General features: G+C 47.5%; 18 protein-coding genes. 12 read left to right on the top strand and 6 right to left on the bottom strand.

Annotation, left to right across the window (positions count from 1 at the left end; translation table 11 throughout):
- Nucleotides 1-1413, top strand: a complete 1413-nt coding sequence (lpdA, locus tag AC5LIL_RS09425) for a dihydrolipoyl dehydrogenase (protein ID WP_074034989.1) — start codon at nucleotides 1-3, stop codon at nucleotides 1411-1413.
- A 20-nt stretch (nucleotides 1414-1433) separates the two neighbouring features.
- On the opposite strand, the gene aac(6') is transcribed toward lpdA, so the two are convergent.
- A complete protein-coding gene (gene aac(6') / locus AC5LIL_RS09420) occupies nucleotides 1434-1883 on the bottom strand; it encodes an aminoglycoside 6'-N-acetyltransferase (RefSeq protein ID WP_499823964.1) in 450 nt (149 codons plus the stop codon).
- Nucleotides 1884-1958: 75 nt separating this feature from the next.
- Here aac(6') and AC5LIL_RS09415 point away from each other — a divergent pair, with 75 nt between their 5' ends.
- Entirely contained in the window at nucleotides 1959-2264 is a 306-nt protein-coding gene (locus AC5LIL_RS09415) for a DUF3055 domain-containing protein (protein ID WP_074034985.1), read from the top strand.
- A gap of 118 nt (nucleotides 2265-2382) precedes the next feature.
- Here the strand turns inward: AC5LIL_RS09415 and AC5LIL_RS09410 are convergent, their stop codons facing one another.
- The gene (locus tag AC5LIL_RS09410) at nucleotides 2383-3864 is read right to left on the bottom strand and encodes an aminotransferase class I/II-fold pyridoxal phosphate-dependent enzyme (RefSeq protein WP_499823962.1); all 1482 of its coding nucleotides are present in this window, start codon (nucleotides 3862-3864) and stop codon (nucleotides 2383-2385) included.
- 158 nt (nucleotides 3865-4022) lie between these two features.
- Here AC5LIL_RS09410 and AC5LIL_RS09405 point away from each other — a divergent pair, with 158 nt between their 5' ends.
- From AC5LIL_RS09405 to AC5LIL_RS09395, 3 genes are all read left to right on the top strand, one after another.
- Entirely contained in the window at nucleotides 4023-4289 is a 267-nt protein-coding gene (locus AC5LIL_RS09405) for a UPF0223 family protein (protein ID WP_499823961.1), read from the top strand.
- A gap of 236 nt (nucleotides 4290-4525) precedes the next feature.
- The gene (locus tag AC5LIL_RS09400) at nucleotides 4526-4714 is read left to right on the top strand and encodes a YkzI domain-containing protein (protein ID WP_015881266.1); all 189 of its coding nucleotides are present in this window, start codon (nucleotides 4526-4528) and stop codon (nucleotides 4712-4714) included.
- Nucleotides 4715-4792: 78 nt separating this feature from the next.
- Nucleotides 4793-6046, top strand: a complete 1254-nt coding sequence (locus AC5LIL_RS09395; protein ID WP_499823959.1) for an inositol monophosphatase family protein — start codon at nucleotides 4793-4795, stop codon at nucleotides 6044-6046.
- Between the two features lie 58 nt (nucleotides 6047-6104).
- Here the strand turns inward: AC5LIL_RS09395 and AC5LIL_RS09390 are convergent, their stop codons facing one another.
- Complete coding sequence (locus AC5LIL_RS09390) at nucleotides 6105-6284, bottom strand: DUF5325 family protein (RefSeq protein ID WP_074034965.1); 180 nt, start codon at nucleotides 6282-6284, stop codon at nucleotides 6105-6107.
- Nucleotides 6285-6447: 163 nt separating this feature from the next.
- Between AC5LIL_RS09390 and typA the strand changes: the two genes are divergently transcribed.
- Both typA and AC5LIL_RS09380 read left to right on the top strand, forming a co-directional pair.
- Nucleotides 6448-8292: a translational GTPase TypA gene (gene typA / locus AC5LIL_RS09385; RefSeq protein WP_499823957.1), complete on the top strand. Its 1845-nt coding sequence runs from the start codon at nucleotides 6448-6450 to the stop codon at nucleotides 8290-8292.
- Nucleotides 8293-8380: 88 nt separating this feature from the next.
- Nucleotides 8381-8725, top strand: coding sequence for a YlaH-like family protein (locus tag AC5LIL_RS09380; protein WP_074034961.1), 345 nt, complete (start codon nucleotides 8381-8383; stop codon nucleotides 8723-8725).
- Nucleotides 8726-8761: 36 nt separating this feature from the next.
- On the opposite strand, the gene AC5LIL_RS09375 is transcribed toward AC5LIL_RS09380, so the two are convergent.
- Complete coding sequence (locus AC5LIL_RS09375; RefSeq protein ID WP_074034957.1) at nucleotides 8762-8962, bottom strand: YlaI family protein; 201 nt, start codon at nucleotides 8960-8962, stop codon at nucleotides 8762-8764.
- Between the two features lie 115 nt (nucleotides 8963-9077).
- Between AC5LIL_RS09375 and AC5LIL_RS09370 the strand changes: the two genes are divergently transcribed.
- On the top strand, nucleotides 9078-9527 hold the full coding sequence (locus AC5LIL_RS09370; RefSeq protein WP_214695585.1) for a PNPOx family protein: 450 nt from the start codon (nucleotides 9078-9080) through the stop codon (nucleotides 9525-9527).
- 33 nt (nucleotides 9528-9560) lie between these two features.
- Nucleotides 9561-10877 carry a PhoH family protein gene (locus AC5LIL_RS09365; protein WP_214695586.1) on the top strand — a complete coding sequence of 439 codons (1317 nt, stop codon included), beginning with the start codon at nucleotides 9561-9563 and terminating at the stop codon, nucleotides 10875-10877.
- A 38-nt stretch (nucleotides 10878-10915) separates the two neighbouring features.
- On the opposite strand, the gene AC5LIL_RS09360 is transcribed toward AC5LIL_RS09365, so the two are convergent.
- Together AC5LIL_RS09360 and AC5LIL_RS09355 are read right to left on the bottom strand one after the other, a co-directional pair.
- Nucleotides 10916-12112, bottom strand: coding sequence for a multidrug efflux MFS transporter (locus AC5LIL_RS09360; RefSeq protein ID WP_214760428.1), 1197 nt, complete (start codon nucleotides 12110-12112; stop codon nucleotides 10916-10918).
- A 100-nt stretch (nucleotides 12113-12212) separates the two neighbouring features.
- Nucleotides 12213-12680, bottom strand: coding sequence for a hypothetical protein (locus AC5LIL_RS09355; protein ID WP_499823956.1), 468 nt, complete (start codon nucleotides 12678-12680; stop codon nucleotides 12213-12215).
- Nucleotides 12681-12852: 172 nt separating this feature from the next.
- Between AC5LIL_RS09355 and AC5LIL_RS09350 the strand changes: the two genes are divergently transcribed.
- The 3 genes from AC5LIL_RS09350 to AC5LIL_RS09340 all read left to right on the top strand — a co-directional run bounded on the left by AC5LIL_RS09350 (nucleotide 12853) and on the right by AC5LIL_RS09340 (nucleotide 17923).
- Complete coding sequence (locus tag AC5LIL_RS09350) at nucleotides 12853-13131, top strand: Fpa/YlaN family protein (RefSeq protein ID WP_015881276.1); 279 nt, start codon at nucleotides 12853-12855, stop codon at nucleotides 13129-13131.
- 86 nt (nucleotides 13132-13217) lie between these two features.
- A complete protein-coding gene (locus AC5LIL_RS09345; RefSeq protein WP_499823955.1) occupies nucleotides 13218-14453 on the top strand; it encodes an FtsW/RodA/SpoVE family cell cycle protein in 1236 nt (411 codons plus the stop codon).
- Nucleotides 14454-14488: 35 nt separating this feature from the next.
- Nucleotides 14489-17923: a pyruvate carboxylase gene (locus AC5LIL_RS09340; protein ID WP_499823954.1), complete on the top strand. Its 3435-nt coding sequence runs from the start codon at nucleotides 14489-14491 to the stop codon at nucleotides 17921-17923.
- The last annotated feature ends 52 nt before the right edge of the window (nucleotides 17924-17975 follow it).

Raw genomic sequence — 17975 nt, 5'->3', positions numbered from 1 at the left:
ATGGTAGTAGGAGAATTCGCACAAGAAACTGATTTGCTTGTCATCGGTGCCGGTCCTGGTGGATACGTTGCCGCAATCCGTGGCGCACAGCTCGGAATGAAAGTAACAATCGTTGAGAAAGGCAACTTCGGTGGTGTCTGCTTAAACGTCGGATGTATCCCATCGAAAGCGTTGATCACAGCTGGACACAACTTCCAACACGCTAAAGGACACGATTCAATGGGAATCTCGTCTGACAACGTGTCAGTGGACTTCACAAAAGTTCAAGACTGGAAACAGTCAGTTGTTAACAAATTGACTGGCGGTGTCAAAGGTCTCCTTAAAGGAAACAAGATTGAAATCGTTCAAGGTGAAGCGTTCTTCGCTTCTGAAGACACAGTTCGTGTCATCACAGAAGACAGCTCAACTCCTTACAAATTCAAAAAAGCGATTGTTGCGACTGGTTCTACACCAATCGAGATTCCATCGTTCAAATGGTCAAAACGCGTCCTTTCTTCAACTGGCGCATTGGCACTTCCTGAAGTACCGAAGAAACTCGTCGTCATCGGCGGTGGATACATCGGTATGGAGCTCGGTACTGCATACGCTAACTTCGATACAGAAGTAGTTGTTGTAGAAGGCGCTAGCGACATCTTGTCTGGTTTCGAACCACAAATGACGCAAATCGTTAAGAAGAAGCTCAAACAAAAAGGGAACGTCACAATCCACACGAACGCACTTGCTAAAGGTGTCGAAGAAACGGAAGACGGCGTAACTGTTAAGTTTGAAGTAAACGGTGAAGAGCAATCTGTTGAAGCGGACTATGTCCTCGTCACAGTTGGTCGTCGTCCAAACACAGGCGACATCGGTCTTGAGAACGCGGACGTTAAAATCAGCGACCGTGGAATCATCGAAATCGATGACCAGTGTAAGACTTCGAACGAAAACATCTATGCAATCGGTGATATCGTTCCTGGACCACCACTTGCACACAAAGCATCTTACGAAGCGAAAATCGCAGCGGAAGCAGCAGCAGGTAAGCCGGCTTACCTCGACTACTCTGCAATCCCTGCAGTCGTCTTCACAGATCCTGAACTCGCAACGGTTGGTTACACTGAACCACTCGCAAAAGAAGAAGGACTCGAAATCACAGTTTCGAAATTCCCATTCGCAGCGAACGGTCGTGCACTTGCACTTGACGAGCCAGACGGCTTCATGAAGCTTATCACTCGCAAAGAGGACGGTCTCTTGATCGGTGCTCAAATCGCGGGTACTGGCGCATCAGATATGATTGCTGAGCTTGGTCTCGCAATCGAAGCTGGTATGACTGCTGAAGATATCGCACTTACAATCCACGCTCACCCATCACTCGGTGAGATGGCAATGGAAGCTGCTGAAATCGCAATGGGTATGCCAATCCACGTCGTTAAATAAGCACGCTAGAAAAAACTCTCTCACGTTTCGTGAGAGAGTTTTTTGATATAGGTGACGACGCGTTCGACTTCTTTGAATCCGATTTTCTCATGGAACTGTTGGCTGCTCTCGTTTTCAAGTTCAGTATCTGATGCCAGTTCGATACAACCATGACGTGCAGCGAACATGGACGCAGCATCAATCAGACGGGCAGCGACACCTCTCTGACGCTCGGATTCAACGACATAGATTCCTTCCACATAAGCTGTCGGAGACATGCTTGAACCTGGCACGTAGTCATGCCGGAAGCTGAGCTGGCAAAATCCAATCGCTTTTGTGTCAGAGGATGCGATGAAATAATGCATTTTTTTTGAAGCAAGACCGAGTTTGACTTCCATCCGCAATTCCTCAATCGGGGCGTCGGGCCATAGCTCATGCATCAATTGCGCGAGTGTTTCTTGGTTTGACGATTTGGCATACTCAATTTTCATGATGACTCTCTCCTTAGGTTTCATACTTGTAGTATAAAGGAAAATACTTGTGAAGAGAGAAGGGAGGGAATCCTGATGGCATTCGATGAGGAGTTATTATATACCGTATCCGAGACGAGTCGTGTACGTTTCACCGGGATTGAGACAGAAGCTGCCCGCTATGACTTTGGTTTCGTCTATACACACCAATTCATGGGCAAGGTATTAGTCGTCTGTATGCAAACGGGTCAATCGGCCCTTCTCGATCTGCATGCTTTAGAAGAGCCTCGTCAATTGTATCCGATGCTCGGTATTAACTTGAATGACACAGAGCACGTTGCTGAATTTTTACGACTCTGCCTAGTTGAAAAAACAGAAGCATCTGAAGAAATTGATACTTGAAAAAATGTAAGCGTTTTCTTATAATAGGCAATAGGGGAAGCAATTCGATCATCTACAGCCACCTTTTCTGAGATGACATAAAAAATGAGCCGGTCACGATGACCGGCTCATTTTTTGTTTAGCGAATCGCTTTTGTTTGTTGGATGACTTTGATCATCTGAAGAGACTCATCTTCAAGACCTTGAACTGGAAGACCGGCTTCGATGTTGGCCATAATGTAATCGAGTGTCGACGTTGTGATCAATTCACCTGGAATGATGATTGGAATCCCTGGTGGGTACACCATAATGAATTCCGCTGAAATGCGTCCGACGGCGTTCTCAAGAGGAATTGTCTCCGTCTCTTCATAAAACGCATCACGCGGGCTTAGCGCCAATGGTGGAATCTCTGGAAGCATGATCGATAATGAGTCATTCCCAGACTTCTGATAAACAGACACGACGTCACGCATCGCTTCAATCAATGCTTGGATCGTCGACTCATCGTCTGCTGACGTGACAATGAAGAGCACGTTCAATAGATCTGACATCTCGACTTCGATGCGGTGTTTCTCACGAAGATACTTCTCGACTTCAAATCCTGTCACACCGAGCTCACGAACCGATACGAGAACTTTTGTCTCATCGAGTGCATAAGTCGATTCTGAGTGAAGCTCCGCGTGTCCGTAAACCGACAAGTTTGGCATTTGACCGATTGCTGTCCGTGCTGCTCGAGCAAGGTCAAGCGCACGTTCGTTCATCATATGACCTTTCGTCGCAAGCTGTCGACGCGCTGCATCTAGAGAAGCGAGGAGCAAGTATGATGTTGAGGTCGTCGTGATCATCGAAAGCATCGCGTGAATCCGCTCAGGTGACACGAGACCACGGCGTACGTTCAAAATGGAACTTCCTGTCATCGAGCCACCAAGTTTATGCACGCTCGTTGCCGCCACGTCCGCTCCCGCTTGCATTGCCGAGAGTGGAAGTTCATCGTGAAACGGAAGATGGACACCGTGTGCCTCATCGACAAGTACAGGTACATCTTGTGCATGAGCGACCTCAACGATGCGCTCCAAATCACCCGCGACACCGAAATAAGTCGGGTTGATGACGAGTACGGCTTTTGTATCCGGGTGAAGCTCGAGTGCACGTTCTACGGCACTTGCTGTAATTCCGTGCGCGATGCCGTACGTCTCATCGAATTCTGGGTGGATGAAGACCGGGTGCGCACCCGTCAAGACGAGCGCGGACATGACCGATTTGTGCACGTTTCGTGGCACGATGATTTTCTCGTTCGGTCCGACGACGCCCATGATCATCGCCATGATGGCACTCGACGTTCCTTGAACGGAGAAAAAGGTCTCATCAGCACAGAACGCCTCTGCCGCCAAGCGTTCCGCTTCAGCGATTGCCGCTTTTGGATGATGAAGGTCATCGAGTGGGGCAATGTTAATCAAATCAATTTTTAGGGCGTTTTCGCCAATAAAGTCACGAAACTCCGGATCCATCCCTTTCCCGCTCTTATGACCAGGAATATGGAACGCAATCGGATTTGAGTCGACATGTTCAAGTAACGTGTCAAATAGTGGCGTTTCGAGCTGAGTAGCACCTTTTAATTTCAATCGTAAATCCCCCTTGGAATCAGTATATTTATTAGATGAATAATATCGTTACGTTATATGTTGATTTAAAAAAAGAAGCAACAAAAAAACTATAGAGATTTCTGACGTAACTTGCAATAGTTTTTTTTGTTGATACAATGAGTGTCGAGGTGAACAATATGCAAATTAATTATCCGATTAATCCGGATTGGACGACCGATGAATTGATCGAGGTCGTCGAGTTTTATAATGTTGTCGCACAAGCGAACGAAGGTGGAGTCGAGCGTGAGGTTTTCCTAGACGCGTATCGAGCCTTCAAGCAAATCGTAACATCTAAGTCAGAAGAGAAACAACTGAACGCGGTTCACGACGAACAGACTGGATATTCTACGTATCGTACCGTTCAAACAGCGATGAAGTCGTCGAGCAAGATGATTAAAATGTAAGTCCGAGCATGCCCGAGCAAATTCAGGCATGCTTTTTTGTTATTTCTTCTTTAAATCGGGTACAGTTATCTAACACTTATTCAGGTTTAAGGGCATTGAAATTGGGAATATATCCATTAAGATAAAAAATTCAAAATAGTCAGACAATTCTCTTTCTTTTTCGAATTTTATCTGATATACTCAATTCAACTCACTAAACCGTAACTTGTAGCCCAACAAAAGGAGTGTGGCATCTTATGAAACAAGTGATTGAGGCATTCAAAAGAAAAGACGCAGAAAAACGGATTCCGGTGCTGCGCTTGGAGATTGATTATGAATTGGCAACCCTTTTCGATGCGATGGCGTCACAGGATGATGCTACAGTTCAGGCTAGCAAGCATCGGTTGGAGAAGTACCGCCAAGAATTATTGCGTCTCGAAGCCTGACCATTACACACACATTCAACCAGTATTCCGAGCGGATACTGGTTTTTGTTTGGTACAATACAGTTGAGGTGATCACAGATGATAGAATGGTTTGCAGTCGATTTAATCAAACAGGCGGGAGAACTGATTCGTCGCGAGATTGATCAACATTATGAAGTGGAACGAAAGACCGGAAAAGGAGATTTGGTCACTGAGATTGACCGAGCGGTGGAACAGCTGATTGTCCGCCGTATCCAAAACCAATTCCCGGACCATCAAATCATGGGGGAAGAAGGAACGACGGATACGCCAGACACGTTATCAGGAACGGTATGGTTCGTCGATCCAATTGATGGGACGTTAAACTTTATTCATCAGAAGCGTATGTTCGCCATCTCGGTAGCTGTGATGGTCGATGGAGTCGTAGAGTACGGATTCGTCTATGACGTGATGGCGGATGAGATGTTTATGGCCAGAAAAGGGTATGGTGCGACATTGAACGGACGAACATTGACGAATCTACATGAACATCATGTACGAGATGCATTTTTAAGTATGAATGCGACGTGGGTCACGCCGAACCATCAAATTGCCCCGGAAATCCTTGCCCCGATTGTTCGAGATTCGATTGGGACACGGGCGCATGGCGCTGCATCGCTTGAGCTTGCTTGGCTCGCCGCAGGACGAGTGGACGGATACATTACGATGCGCAACATGCCGTGGGACTATGCTGCAGGGAAATTGCTTGTCGAGGAAGTGGGTGGACGGGTCGTTTCCTTATATGGGGAACCGATTCGATACGATGGGAGAACATCTGTATTGGCAGGAAGCGAGACATTCGTCAATGACGTCATCAAACACTATGTCATCGCAAAAGGGGTGACCCCAGAAGCGAAGCCGGATCTTCAAATCGTGGAACATGAATCGTACGAAGAAATTCGTGATCTGCTCGTTTTAGCGAATCCGAATGAAGCGATGGTGCGAGAACAGTTTCAAACAGGACGAACATTTAAAGCGTTACTCGGAGGAGAAATCGTCGGTGCCTATATGCTCGTATCACACGGGTCAGGACGGGTCGAGCTTGTCAATATCGCGGTGAAGCCGGAGAGACAAAACCAAACGATTGGTCAGCGGATGCTACAAGACGCGGTAAAACGGGCGACAACACTCGGCGGTCAAGAACTCCTCGTTTGTACTGGGAATTCAAGCATCATGCAATTGCGCTTTTATCAACAAGCCGGATTCCGATTTGATTCTGTGGAACGTGATTATTTTAAACAGCATGGATACGATCCGATTGAGGAAGATGGTTTGATTTTACGTGACCGCATCTGTTTGACGCGTCCGATTTGAATCATCAAATAAAAGGAAAGAGGGTTCGCTCGACTTTTGTCAGAGCAACCCTCTTTCTTTATGAAGATTGACGATCAGAAAGAATGCGACGACGTAATTGAATACCAAAGAACGTCGCGACACCACTAAGTACGAGGCTTCCTAAAATGATAGCGGCGCTGCCTTCAGCCACCCCGATGCCGATGCCAACAAATCCAGCGACGACGGCCATGGCAATCAATAGAAACATAAGCTGCATGGAGACTCCTCCTTATTTTCTCTTCTCTACCCCATTGTATGATAAAAAACGTCCAATGAAAACGTTCACAGTCGATTCCACTCGACAAAGGTACTGTGACGTGTGCTATACTCTTAAAGTTGAAGAAAAGCTGAAACTTTTTAAATAAGAGAGGAATAACTACATGAACGTAAGAACAAACCTTCGTAACGTAGCCATCATCGCTCACGTTGACCACGGTAAAACAACGTTAGTCGATGAATTATTGAAACAGTCTGGTACTTTCCGGACGAACGAGGCAGTCGCAGAACGCGCGATGGACTCGAACGATATCGAACGTGAGCGCGGAATCACAATTCTCGCGAAAAACACGGCAATCGATTATAAAGATACACGCATTAACATCGTAGATACGCCAGGTCACGCAGACTTTGGTGGGGAAGTTGAGCGAATCATGCGTATGGTTGATGGCGTTATCCTCGTCGTCGATGCGCGTGAAGGCTGTATGCCACAGACTCGCTTCGTATTGAAAAAAGCACTCGACCAAGGACTTCGTCCAATCGTCGTTGTTAACAAAATCGATAAGCCGATGGTTCGTCCACTCGACGTTGTCGATGAAGTCGTCGATCTCTTGATCGATCTTGGCGCAGATGAAGATCAACTTGAATTCCCTGTCGTCTATACATCGGCTGTCAGCGGTTCAAGTTCGTTCGATCCTGATCCAGCAAACCAAGAAGACACGATCACACACGTGCTCGATACAATTCTTGAAAACACACCAGCTCCAGTGGATAACTCAGATGAGCCACTTCAATTCCAAGTAACGATGCTCGACTACGATAACTACCTCGGTCGTATCGGTGTAGGTCGCGTCTTCCGTGGGAAAATCAAAGTCGGTGAGCAAGTATCACTCTGTAAGACAGATGGTACGGTGAAGCAACTCCGTGTCACGAAATTGTTCGGTTACTTCGGCCTCAAGCGCGTCGAAATCGAAGAAGCAAAAGCAGGTGACTTGATTGCCATCGCTGGTATGGAAGACATCAACGTCGGTGAGACAGTTACGCCAGTCGGTAAAGAAGAGCCACTTCCGCTCCTTCGTATCGATGAGCCAACACTTCAAATGCGCTTCATGACGAACAACTCGCCGTTCGCAGGACGTGAAGGGGACTTCGTCACTGCACGTAAGATCGAAGAGCGTTTGATGAAACAACTTGAGACAGACGTGTCACTTCGTGTAGAAAACACGGATTCTCCTGACCAGTGGGTCGTGTCAGGACGCGGTGAGCTTCACCTCGGTATCTTGATCGAGAACATGCGTCGTGAAGGTTACGAGCTTCAAGTGTCGAAGCCACAAGTTATCATCCGTGAAGACGAAAACGGTACGAAAGTTGAGCCGTTTGAGCGCGTGATCATCGACGTACCAGAAGAGTACACAGGTTCAGTCATGGAGTCGATTGGTCTCCGTAAAGGTGAACTTGCTAACATGAACACGAACGATAACGGTCAGACACGTATGGAATTCATCGTTCCATCACGCGGCCTCATCGGTTACCGTAACGAATTCTTGTCGGCGACACGTGGATACGGAATCTTGAACCACACGTTCGAAGAGTACCGTCCGTATATCACAGCTGATATCGGTGGTCGTCGCAGTGGTGTTATGGTTTGTATCGAAAACGGGAAGTCAACGGCTTACTCAATCGGTGCACTCGAAGACCGTGGAACGATCTTCATCGAGCCAGGTACGGATGTATACGAAGGAATGATCATCGGTGAATGTAACCGTGACGTCGACCTTGCGATTAACGCCGTTAAAGGGAAGCAGTTGACAAACATGCGTGCTTCAGCAAAAGACTCGACACAAGTCTTGAAACGTCCGCGCGTCTTCTCACTTGAAGAGTCGCTCACGTTCTTGAACGATGACGAGTACTGTGAAATCACGCCAGAGTCAATCCGTCTTCGTAAGAAAATCTTGAACAAGAACGAACGCGAGAAAGCTGACAAGCGTCGTAAACTTGGTAAAGAATAAGTAGGTGAAAAAGGGAACGCTTCGGCGTTCCCTTTTGCATGGAATAGTGTAGAATGGATGTGTATGAAATAAAGGGGGACTCTTTGTCTTGAAAGCTTCTCAAACAATCGATATCACACAAATTGATGTTCCGTGGATTGCCTCGATGCTAGGTGTCGGGAGCGACCCGAACGATTTTTCGGTCGGATTCAACGCACTCGTTGTCACGGTCATCTTACTGACGATTCTCGTCTTTAAGCTTGGTTTTGCAAAACAATTGGCATGGTGGAAATCACTGATCGTCTATATTTTACTTGCACTTGGCGCAGGTACGATGGCGCTCGTCTTTTTCACGTGGCCGATTCCAGAAGTACTTGCTGTCATGGCCATCGTGTTGGCCATCTATCGCGGTCGTCTTTGGTGGAACCGTCGTCAGGATGCAGTCGAGTCATAAAAAATACGGGCGTCTCTTCGGAGGCGCCCGTTTTCATTACCAATTTCGCTTTTGTCGAAATGTAGGATATAACTTGAATTGTCCAGATGCGGCGCGTTCAGCCGTACGTTCGCTGATTCGCTCCTGACAGTCTTGACACATATACGTTTTAGCCGGCTTGTTGCGCAATCGTTTTGCTTCAAACGACCATGAGTCGATCGTTTCGACTTTATCGCAAAGAGAACATTTTACACGCATCTTCTCACCTTCCTCTATAGGATGAGTATAGCATGATTTCATTCGTTGAAAGCAGGGAATTGAATCGGTAAGGGAGAATGGTACAACCATACCCGGTTAAAAGGAGGGGAGTTGAATGGCGAGTAAGGCAACGTTTGAATTGACAGCCGCTCAACAGCGATTGTTGAATGACATGCCGTTAACATTTCTCGTCGGTTTTGATGAGGCAAAGCGTTGGCCAATCAGCCATGCCATCAGTTGGGTGCAAGCACTCGACAAGGACACGATGCGGTTCGCCTTAACCAAAAATTCGCATATCGTGACGATTTTATCAACTGAAAAGACAGCGGGTCTCATCTTTATCGAAGATGGTCAGTCCTATCATGTTCTACTTTCATCCATCCGAGAATTTGAGCCAGCGGTAAAACCGAGCCTTCATCTTCGTTTTTTTGAAGGACATGTCGAAGAAGTGAGAAATATCTCATTTTATGGTGCAGCATACGCTCAGCCCGAAATCACGAAAACGTATGATATCCGAGCGGCGGAAAAATTAGACCGTGAAGTGAAAGAAAGTCTTCATTCTTGATTACCATCCTATAGTCGAGGGGCGGCAAAGTCTATGAAAAAAACGTATGTACTCGATACGAACGTACTCCTACATGATCCGCTATCCTTATTTCAATTTGAAGAACATGACGTGGTCATCCCGGCCATTGTCTTAGAAGAACTTGATGGTAAAAAACGAAACATGGATGAGGTCGGGCGAAACGCCCGTGAAACGTCGCGTGTCCTAGACCAGCTCCGAACTTCGGGGAAACTTCATGACGGCGTCCCACTTGAAAACGGTGGACGTCTCTTTGTCGAGATTGGACACGAACACGAAGTCGATATTCCATTCGACGTGATGACGAACGATAACCGCATCCTACTCGTTGCCTTAAAATTAATGAAACAATACGAGCATGACACGAACCATAAAGTCGTCGTCGTCTCAAAAGATATACTGGTCCGTGTGAAGGCGGACGCAATCGGAATTGATGCCGAAGACTATCTGACCGACCACATCGTCGATACGACGAATTTATATGCCGGCTATCGTGAAATCGAGGTCGATCAATCACTTATCGATGAATTTTATAAAGTACGCCAACTTCCGACATCCGCATTGACGAAACAAACGTTATATCCGAATTCGTTCGTCGTGTTAAAAAGTAACGTGTCGAAAGCGAGTGCGCTCGCGGTTGTCGACACGCTCCAACCGATTGTTCGTCCGCTAGCGCTCGACGCTGACCACATCTGGGGAATTCATCCACGAAACGTCCAACAACGCATGGCGCTCGACTTATTGTTGCGAGATGACATTCCGTTCGTCACGTTACTCGGGAAAGCGGGAACCGGAAAGACGCTCCTTGCCCTAGCGGCAGGACTCTCACTCGTTGAGGACGAGCAACGATACAACAAGCTCGTCGTTGCCCGACCGGTCGTCCCGATGGGGAACGATATCGGCTACTTGCCAGGTGAGATGGAAGAAAAATTACGTCCATGGATGCAACCGATCTATGATAATCTAGAATTTCTCTTCAGTGCCAATTCAAAAGATGAGCTAGGAAATATTCTGGCCGGCATGAAATCGATTCAACTCGAAGCGCTCACTTATATTCGAGGAAGAAGCATGCCCGACCAGTTCATCATCATCGACGAAGCTCAAAACTTAACGAAACATGAAATCAAGACGATTCTAACCCGTGTCGGGGAGAACTCGAAAATTGTTCTCGTCGGTGACCCGTACCAAATCGATCATCCGTATTTAGATGAATATTCGAACGGATTGACATACGCCGTTGAACGATTCAAAGGACAAAATGTCTTCGGTCACGTCCAACTTGTCAAAGGGGAGCGTTCGTCTCTCGCAAGATTGGCGGCCGACTTGTTATAAGCGAGATACACAAATAACGCCGAGCTAAGCGCTCGGCGTTATTTTGTATCGAGTTGTAGCGATTGGACGTTCGTCCGTTCTAAAAAGGCGTTTGAAATCATGATCAATCCTGTGACGATGAACAGTGCGGAAAATCCGAAGTGTGCTACGATTTGGGATCCAAATAGCGGTCCGAGTAGATTTCCCATGAACTGAGCGGACTGATTATAGGAAAAGATTCTTCCGGTTGCAGCGGTTGGAGTATGCTGCCTCAGCAACGACTGAACGGATGGCATCAACGCAGCGGTCGCAAATCCAATCCCGAAGCGTAACAGAATGAGTTGAGTCGTCGAGGTGACGAATGCTTGCGGGATTAAGAATAAACTGTAGAGGAGCAGTGCCCAAAATAAGATCCGTTCTGCCCCGTATCGGTCCGATAATCGTCCGAGACGCTGCGCCGAAAAGAGCGCGGCAAGTCCGGGGGCAGATGCGACAATTCCTGCCATGAAGGCAAGTGCGGTCGTATGCGGATTTAATTCACGTACATATAATGTCAAGAGCGGTCCGATGGATTGTGTTGAGAACTGGATAAGGAACGTTGTCACAAACAACCCGACAATCAATTGTGGATGCCGCAGTGAGGCGAAAATGGACTTCACTGAAGCGAGTTCTTCACGTTTCACTGGGACGAAGTCTTCTTTTACGAACCAGAGCGTAATCAGGAATGTTAGGAAGAGTGCACTTCCGGTAAAGAGAAAAACGGATCGAAGCCCAATCCAGTCTGCAAGTAGTCCGCCGATGAGCGGACCGAGTAGACCACCGGTGATTCCACCAGTCGACAGGGTACCGAGCGCCCAGCCACTTTTCTCTTTTGGGGTTTGGGAAGCGACTAAGGTGATGCCGGCTGAGATAAATCCAGAAACGGCACCCATGAGTAAACGCAACCCGACCAGTTGATATACGTCTTGCACAAAACTGATGAGAAACATCACGATAGCCATTCCGAGACTCGCTCGAATGAGCATCAACTTTCTCCCTTTTTGGTCAGCCAGACGCCCCCACATCGGGGAGACGATGGCGGCCACGAGGAACGTCGCGCCAAAGGCGATCGCCGACCACGTGACGACATGGTCAGGGTCCTTCACCCCGAGTTGTTCAATAAACAACGGCAGGAAGGGGAGGACGAGACTCATTGAAGCGGCGGTCAAGAAGCTACCGATCCAAACAACTATTAAATTTCGTTTCCATAAAGGCATTGTAAGCGTCACGACCTTTCTTATTCAATTCGTAGTCAATACACTACATATTACACTTTATGAACTAAAAAGTCCAAAAAATGAGAAGGAAAGTCCCTTCTCATTGATTGCTCAGTACAGTGATGTGATTCACTTGGCGAATGACCTGATCTTCATATAATACGTAGACCGGTCCGTCAGCGAGTACTTTCCCGTCTTTTGAAAATTGTAAGTACACGCGTGATGCTTCACTAAGCGTCAGCGTCAACACCGTTTCTCCGTAAAAACGGACATGCGTGGCCAAATCAACAGGTTCGGCATTGTTCAAAAATGGTGCGAGCGGCATCGCGAACGAATCGCGCAAAGCTGCGTCCTTGTCTTGACGAGACATCGGCTTATTGTGGTCGATTCTTGTTCCTTGTGATAGACCATCGTCCCATGCTTTCCCCATTTTCGCATAGTAGGCCTCACGGTCATTCTCCGTCACAGAGTCTAATTCTTCAATCTTTCGTTTTCGGTCGTCAAAAATCCATACGGTCGGGTCAATCGTCAAACTGTGACGAACCGCTCCGTCTAGTGGAAAAATCATGCTTACATCCCCCTTTATACACATTACACATTTCATTATAGCGCTCTTTATCTTAAAATGGAAAAGAGGAAGAATGTCGCAATCATCCATACTGTACATTGAATTATGATGAAAGATAATGTACAGTTGAGTTATGACAAACAGTCTGTCATCGTACGGAGGAGGGGTCGTAGTGGCGACAAATTTGGCTGCAATCCAACGGGAGCAAGCGCTTCAGTTACTCGAGGCGGATGCTGAAAAAATCCGTTGTCTGATTGAAGTGCAGTTAGAAAACCTAAAAATGCCGAAGTGCCCGCTTTATGAAGAGGTGCTTGATACACATATGTTTGGACTATCGCGCCAAATTGATTTTGCGGTTCGTCTTGGACTCATTTCAGACATTGAAGGTAAAGGACTGCTCGATTCATTGGAACAAAAGTTGTCTGCCTTGGCAGAAGCTTCAGAATTATGAACCTTATACTCAAACTGTGCAAGTGGCGCTGTTTGAGTATTTTTTTATAAGGGTCGTCGGATTGTTTTACATAAGGAAGTGAATACATGAAAACACGGTTTCGGTATTTTGATTTTGCGTTGTTTTTGTCAGTGCTCTTACTCGTCGGGATCAGCTCGATCATGATTTACAGTGCGAGCGTTTGGAATCGTGGGGACTATGCGAATAGTAGCTTGTTCTATCGCCAGCTCGTCTACGTAGGAATCGGGATCTTTGTTTATTTGATTGCAACATTGTTCCGCTATGAGATGTTTCGGAAGAAAGGCATTCGTCTCAGTATGTATGCTGTCTCGGTCATCTTGCTATTTGTTACATGGGCGATGCCACCATTGAACGGTGCACGCGCATGGCTCATTATCGGCGGATTCACCATTCAGCCGGTCGAGATCGCCAAATTTGTTCTCATCATACTGCTTGCGAACTATTACCACGAGCTATGGAATAATGAGTTGAAAGGATTACCGGGGCGTCTCGCTCGGGCTGCCATCGTGAAAAAAGGGTGGCGCGCTCAAATCGGTGCCTTCTTCTTAGTACCGGTTCTCTTTTACTTCTCGTTCTACGCCATCGCCATCAATGGACAGCCAGACATGGGGGGACTATTCGTTCTCGGTTCCATCATGCTTCTCATGTGGTTCGGAGTCGGGGCACCCCTTCGAATTTTGATTCCTGGGATTTTAGCCGGTGTCGGTGCTGTGTTCTTATTGTTCACGACAATCTTCTCAGAGAATCAACGGAGCCGGATTGAGGTCGTGTTCAACCCGTTCATGGACCCGGAAGGATACGGTCATCAGTTGCTCATGTCGATCATCTCGATTGTACATGGTGGATTGACCGGTGTCGGACTCGGGAACAGTTTTCAAAAGTATGGGTATTTACCAGAACCCGAAACCGACTATATTATGTCAATCATTGCCGAAGAGTTAGGGTTCTTCGGTGTGCTGACGGTTTTGGTACTACTCTTCTTTATCGCGTTTCGCGCGATTCATATTGCCAATCATGCGGATAGTCATTTTGCGATGTTCGTCTCGTTTGGGATTGCATCACAGATCATCATTCAAACAGCCATCAATATCGGTGCGATGTCTGGTTGGTTCCCAGGGACAGGTGTGACCTTGCCGCTGGTCAGTTATGGGGGGACGTCGCTGATCATGATGATGGGTGTTCTCGGGGTACTTAGTAGTATCTCGATGCGTAACCGTCATCGAGAAGCGACACGACGAGAAGAAATTCGGATGAAGTCCGAAGAGAACGTTCAACGTTCATCGCTTCATGTGGTCAGGTAAGAAACATTTAAATTTTATTAACGGGGGGATTTCATTTGAAACCAATTAAAAAGTTACTTGTTGCAAACCGTGGGGAGATTGCCATTCGCGTATTTCGAGCAGCAACTGAGTTAGGCATTCGTACTGTAGCCGTCTATTCACAAGAAGATAGCGGTTCATTACATCGCTTTAAAGCGGATGAAGCCTATTTGATTGGACTCGATAAGAAGCCGATTGATGCGTATCTCGATATCGAAGGTGTCATTCGCATCGCCAAGGAGTCAGGCAGTGACGCGATTCACCCGGGATATGGTTTCCTTTCAGAAAACATTGACCTCGCACGACGTTGCCGTGAAGAGGGCATCATCTTTGTCGGTCCACACGAGTCACACTTGCATGCGTTCGGGGACAAAGTGCGGGCGCGTCAGAGTGCGATTGCTGCAGGTCTTCCTGTTATCCCAGGCTCGAACGGTCCACTCACATCGTATGAAGATGCAGAAGCGTTTGCGAACGAACACGGCTTCCCGCTCATGGTCAAAGCATCGATGGGTGGCGGAGGACGCGGGATGCGTGTCATCCGTACAGAAGCGGAAATGAAAGATTTGATTGAACGTGCAAAATCGGAAGCGAAACAAGCATTTGGTTCTGATGAAGTGTACATAGAGAAATTAGTTGAACGTCCGAAGCACATCGAGGTTCAAATTCTCGGAGATGAGCACGGTCACATCATTCACTTGTTCGAGCGTGACTGTTCGGTGCAGCGCCGACATCAAAAGGTCGTCGAAGTGGCACCATGTGTGACGTTATCCGAAGAATCACGTCAAGCGATTTGTGATGCGGCGGTTCAACTTATGCGTCACGTCGGATACGTCAACGCCGGTACGGTTGAATTTTTAGTGACAGAAGATGAATCATTCTACTTCATCGAAGTAAACCCACGCGTCCAAGTTGAGCATACGATCACAGAGATGGTCACAGGGTTTGATATTGTCCAAACGCAATTGATGATCGCACAAGGAGAATCGCTTCACGGTGATCTGATTCAAATGCCGAAACAAGAGGACATTAAACTCCTCGGTTATGCGATTCAATCACGTGTAACGTCAGAAGACCCAGGGAACAACTTCATGCCGGATACAGGGAAAATCATGGCATACCGTTCTCCAGGTGGTTTTGGTGTCCGTCTTGACGGCGGAAACGCGTACGTCGGTGCAGAAATTTCGCCGTACTATGACTCGCTTCTCGTCAAACTGTCGACGCATGGCATGACATTCGAACAAGCCGCTTCGAAAATGGTACGAAACTTGAATGAGTTTCGAATTCGTGGAATCAAGACGAACATCCCGTTCTTGATTAACGTCATGAAGCATCCGAACTTCATCAATGGGGACTACAACACGTCATTCATCGATGAGACGCCAGAACTGTTCGTCTTCCCGAAACGAAAAGACCGTGGGACAAAGTTGTTGAACTATATCGGCGATGTAACAGTGAACGGATTCCCAGGAGTCGGTCTGAAAGACAAACCGATCAGCCGCTCGGTACGTATCCCACAAGACCTACCGACAGAAGCAAAACCGGGAACGAAACAAATCTTGACGGAACTCGGTCCAGACGGTCTGGCTGACTGGATCAAGCGTCAACCAGAACTGTTATTGACGGATACGACGATGCGTGATGCGCACCAGTCATTGCTCGCGACGCGCATGCGGACGCAAGACATTCTCAATATCGCAGAGCCGACAAGCAAGTTGATGCCAGAATTGTTCTCAGTCGAGGCATGGGGTGGGGCGACGTTTGATGTTGCCTACCGCTTCTTGTCAGAAGACCCATGGGTACGTCTTATGAAGCTTCGCGAGAAGATGCCGAACGTCTTGATTCAAATGTTACTTCGCGGCGCGAACGCGGTCGGGTATAAAAACTATGCGGACAACGTCATTGAGAAGTTTGTGCATGAAGCGGCGTATGCAGGAGTCGATGTATTCCGAATCTTCGACAGTCTTAACAACTTAGAGTCGATTCAATTGGCAATTGATGCGACGCTACCGACAGGAAAAGTAGCGGAGGCGGCGATTTGTTATACAGGTGACTTGTATGACGGCAACCGGCCGAAATACCATCTTCCGTACTACATTGACCTTGCGAAGAAACTTGAAGCGAGTGGTGCGCATATTCTAGCCATTAAAGATATGGCCGGCTTATTGAAACCGGAATCTGCCTATGCTCTCGTGTCAGCATTGAAGGATGCGGTCGATTTACCGATTCACTTGCATACACACGATGCTTCAGGTAACGGAATCTTCACTTACGCACGTGCGACGGATGCTGGTGTCGATATCGTCGACGTTGCCGCAAGCTCGATGTCAGGGATGACATCGCAACCTTCAGGTGGAAGTTTAGTCTACGCGCTCAACCACCACGAACGACAACCGAAGATTGACCCGAAACAATACGAAGTGATCAGTGATTACTGGCAAGACGTGCGCCACAACTACGAACCGTTCGAAAGTGATATGCGCGCACCGCATCCGTCTGTATACGAACACGAGATGCCAGGTGGTCAATATTCGAACCTTCAGCAACAAGCGAAAGCAGTCGGGCTTGGAGACCGTTGGGGAGAAGTGAAGGCGATGTATGCCCGTGTCAACATGTTGTTCGGTGATATCGTCAAGGTCACCCCTTCTTCGAAAGTCGTCGGTGATATGGCGCTCTTCATGGTGCAGCACAACTTGACAGAAGAGGATGTGATGACGCGTGGCCATCAACTCGACTTCCCAGACTCGGTCGTCGAGATGATGCGCGGCGAGTTAGGTACACCTCCTGGCGGTTTCCCGAAAGATGTCCAACAAGTCATCTTAAAAGGGGAGGAGCCACTGAACGTTCGTCCTGGTAAACTAATCAAGCCATATGACTTTGAATCAGCACGCCAAGAGTTGTTCGAGAAGTTTGAGCGACCGGTCACAGACTTTGAGCTTCTTGCCCACGCGCTCTATCCAAAAGTATACGAAGACTATGTCAAACATACGACGACGTACGGTGACGTATCCGTCCTCGACACGTTGACGTTCTTCTACGGATTAAACGTCGGTGAGACGATTCAAGTTGAGATCGAGACAGGGAAGACGTTGATCATCAAGCTCGTACAAGTGAGTGCGGCAAACGAAGATGGCATTCGTCTCGTCTCTTATGAAATGAACGGCGTACCGCGTGAGATCGAGATTAAAGACGTGAACGTCAAATCCGCGACAACAAGCCGTCCGAAAGTGGACCGTTCGAACCCGAAACAAGTCGGTGCCTCGATGCCGGGCTCTGTTTTAAAAGTGTTGGTCGAACCGGGAAGCCGTGTTCATCGTGGAGAGCAGCTACTCGTCACGGAAGCGATGAAGATGGAAACGACGATTCAGGCAGCACAAGATGGCGAGATCAAAGCCATCCATATTAAAGAAGGCGACACAATACAAAGTGACGACTTGTTGATTGAATTTGTATAATCAAAAGAAGCATAGTTCGCTATGCTTCTTTTTTGTAGATGGGAGTGGGAAT

This window comes from Exiguobacterium sp. RM11 (genome assembly GCF_059821525.1).
Note: the sequence above shows the minus strand (reverse complement) of the source record. Positions and strands in the feature narration are given on the sequence as shown.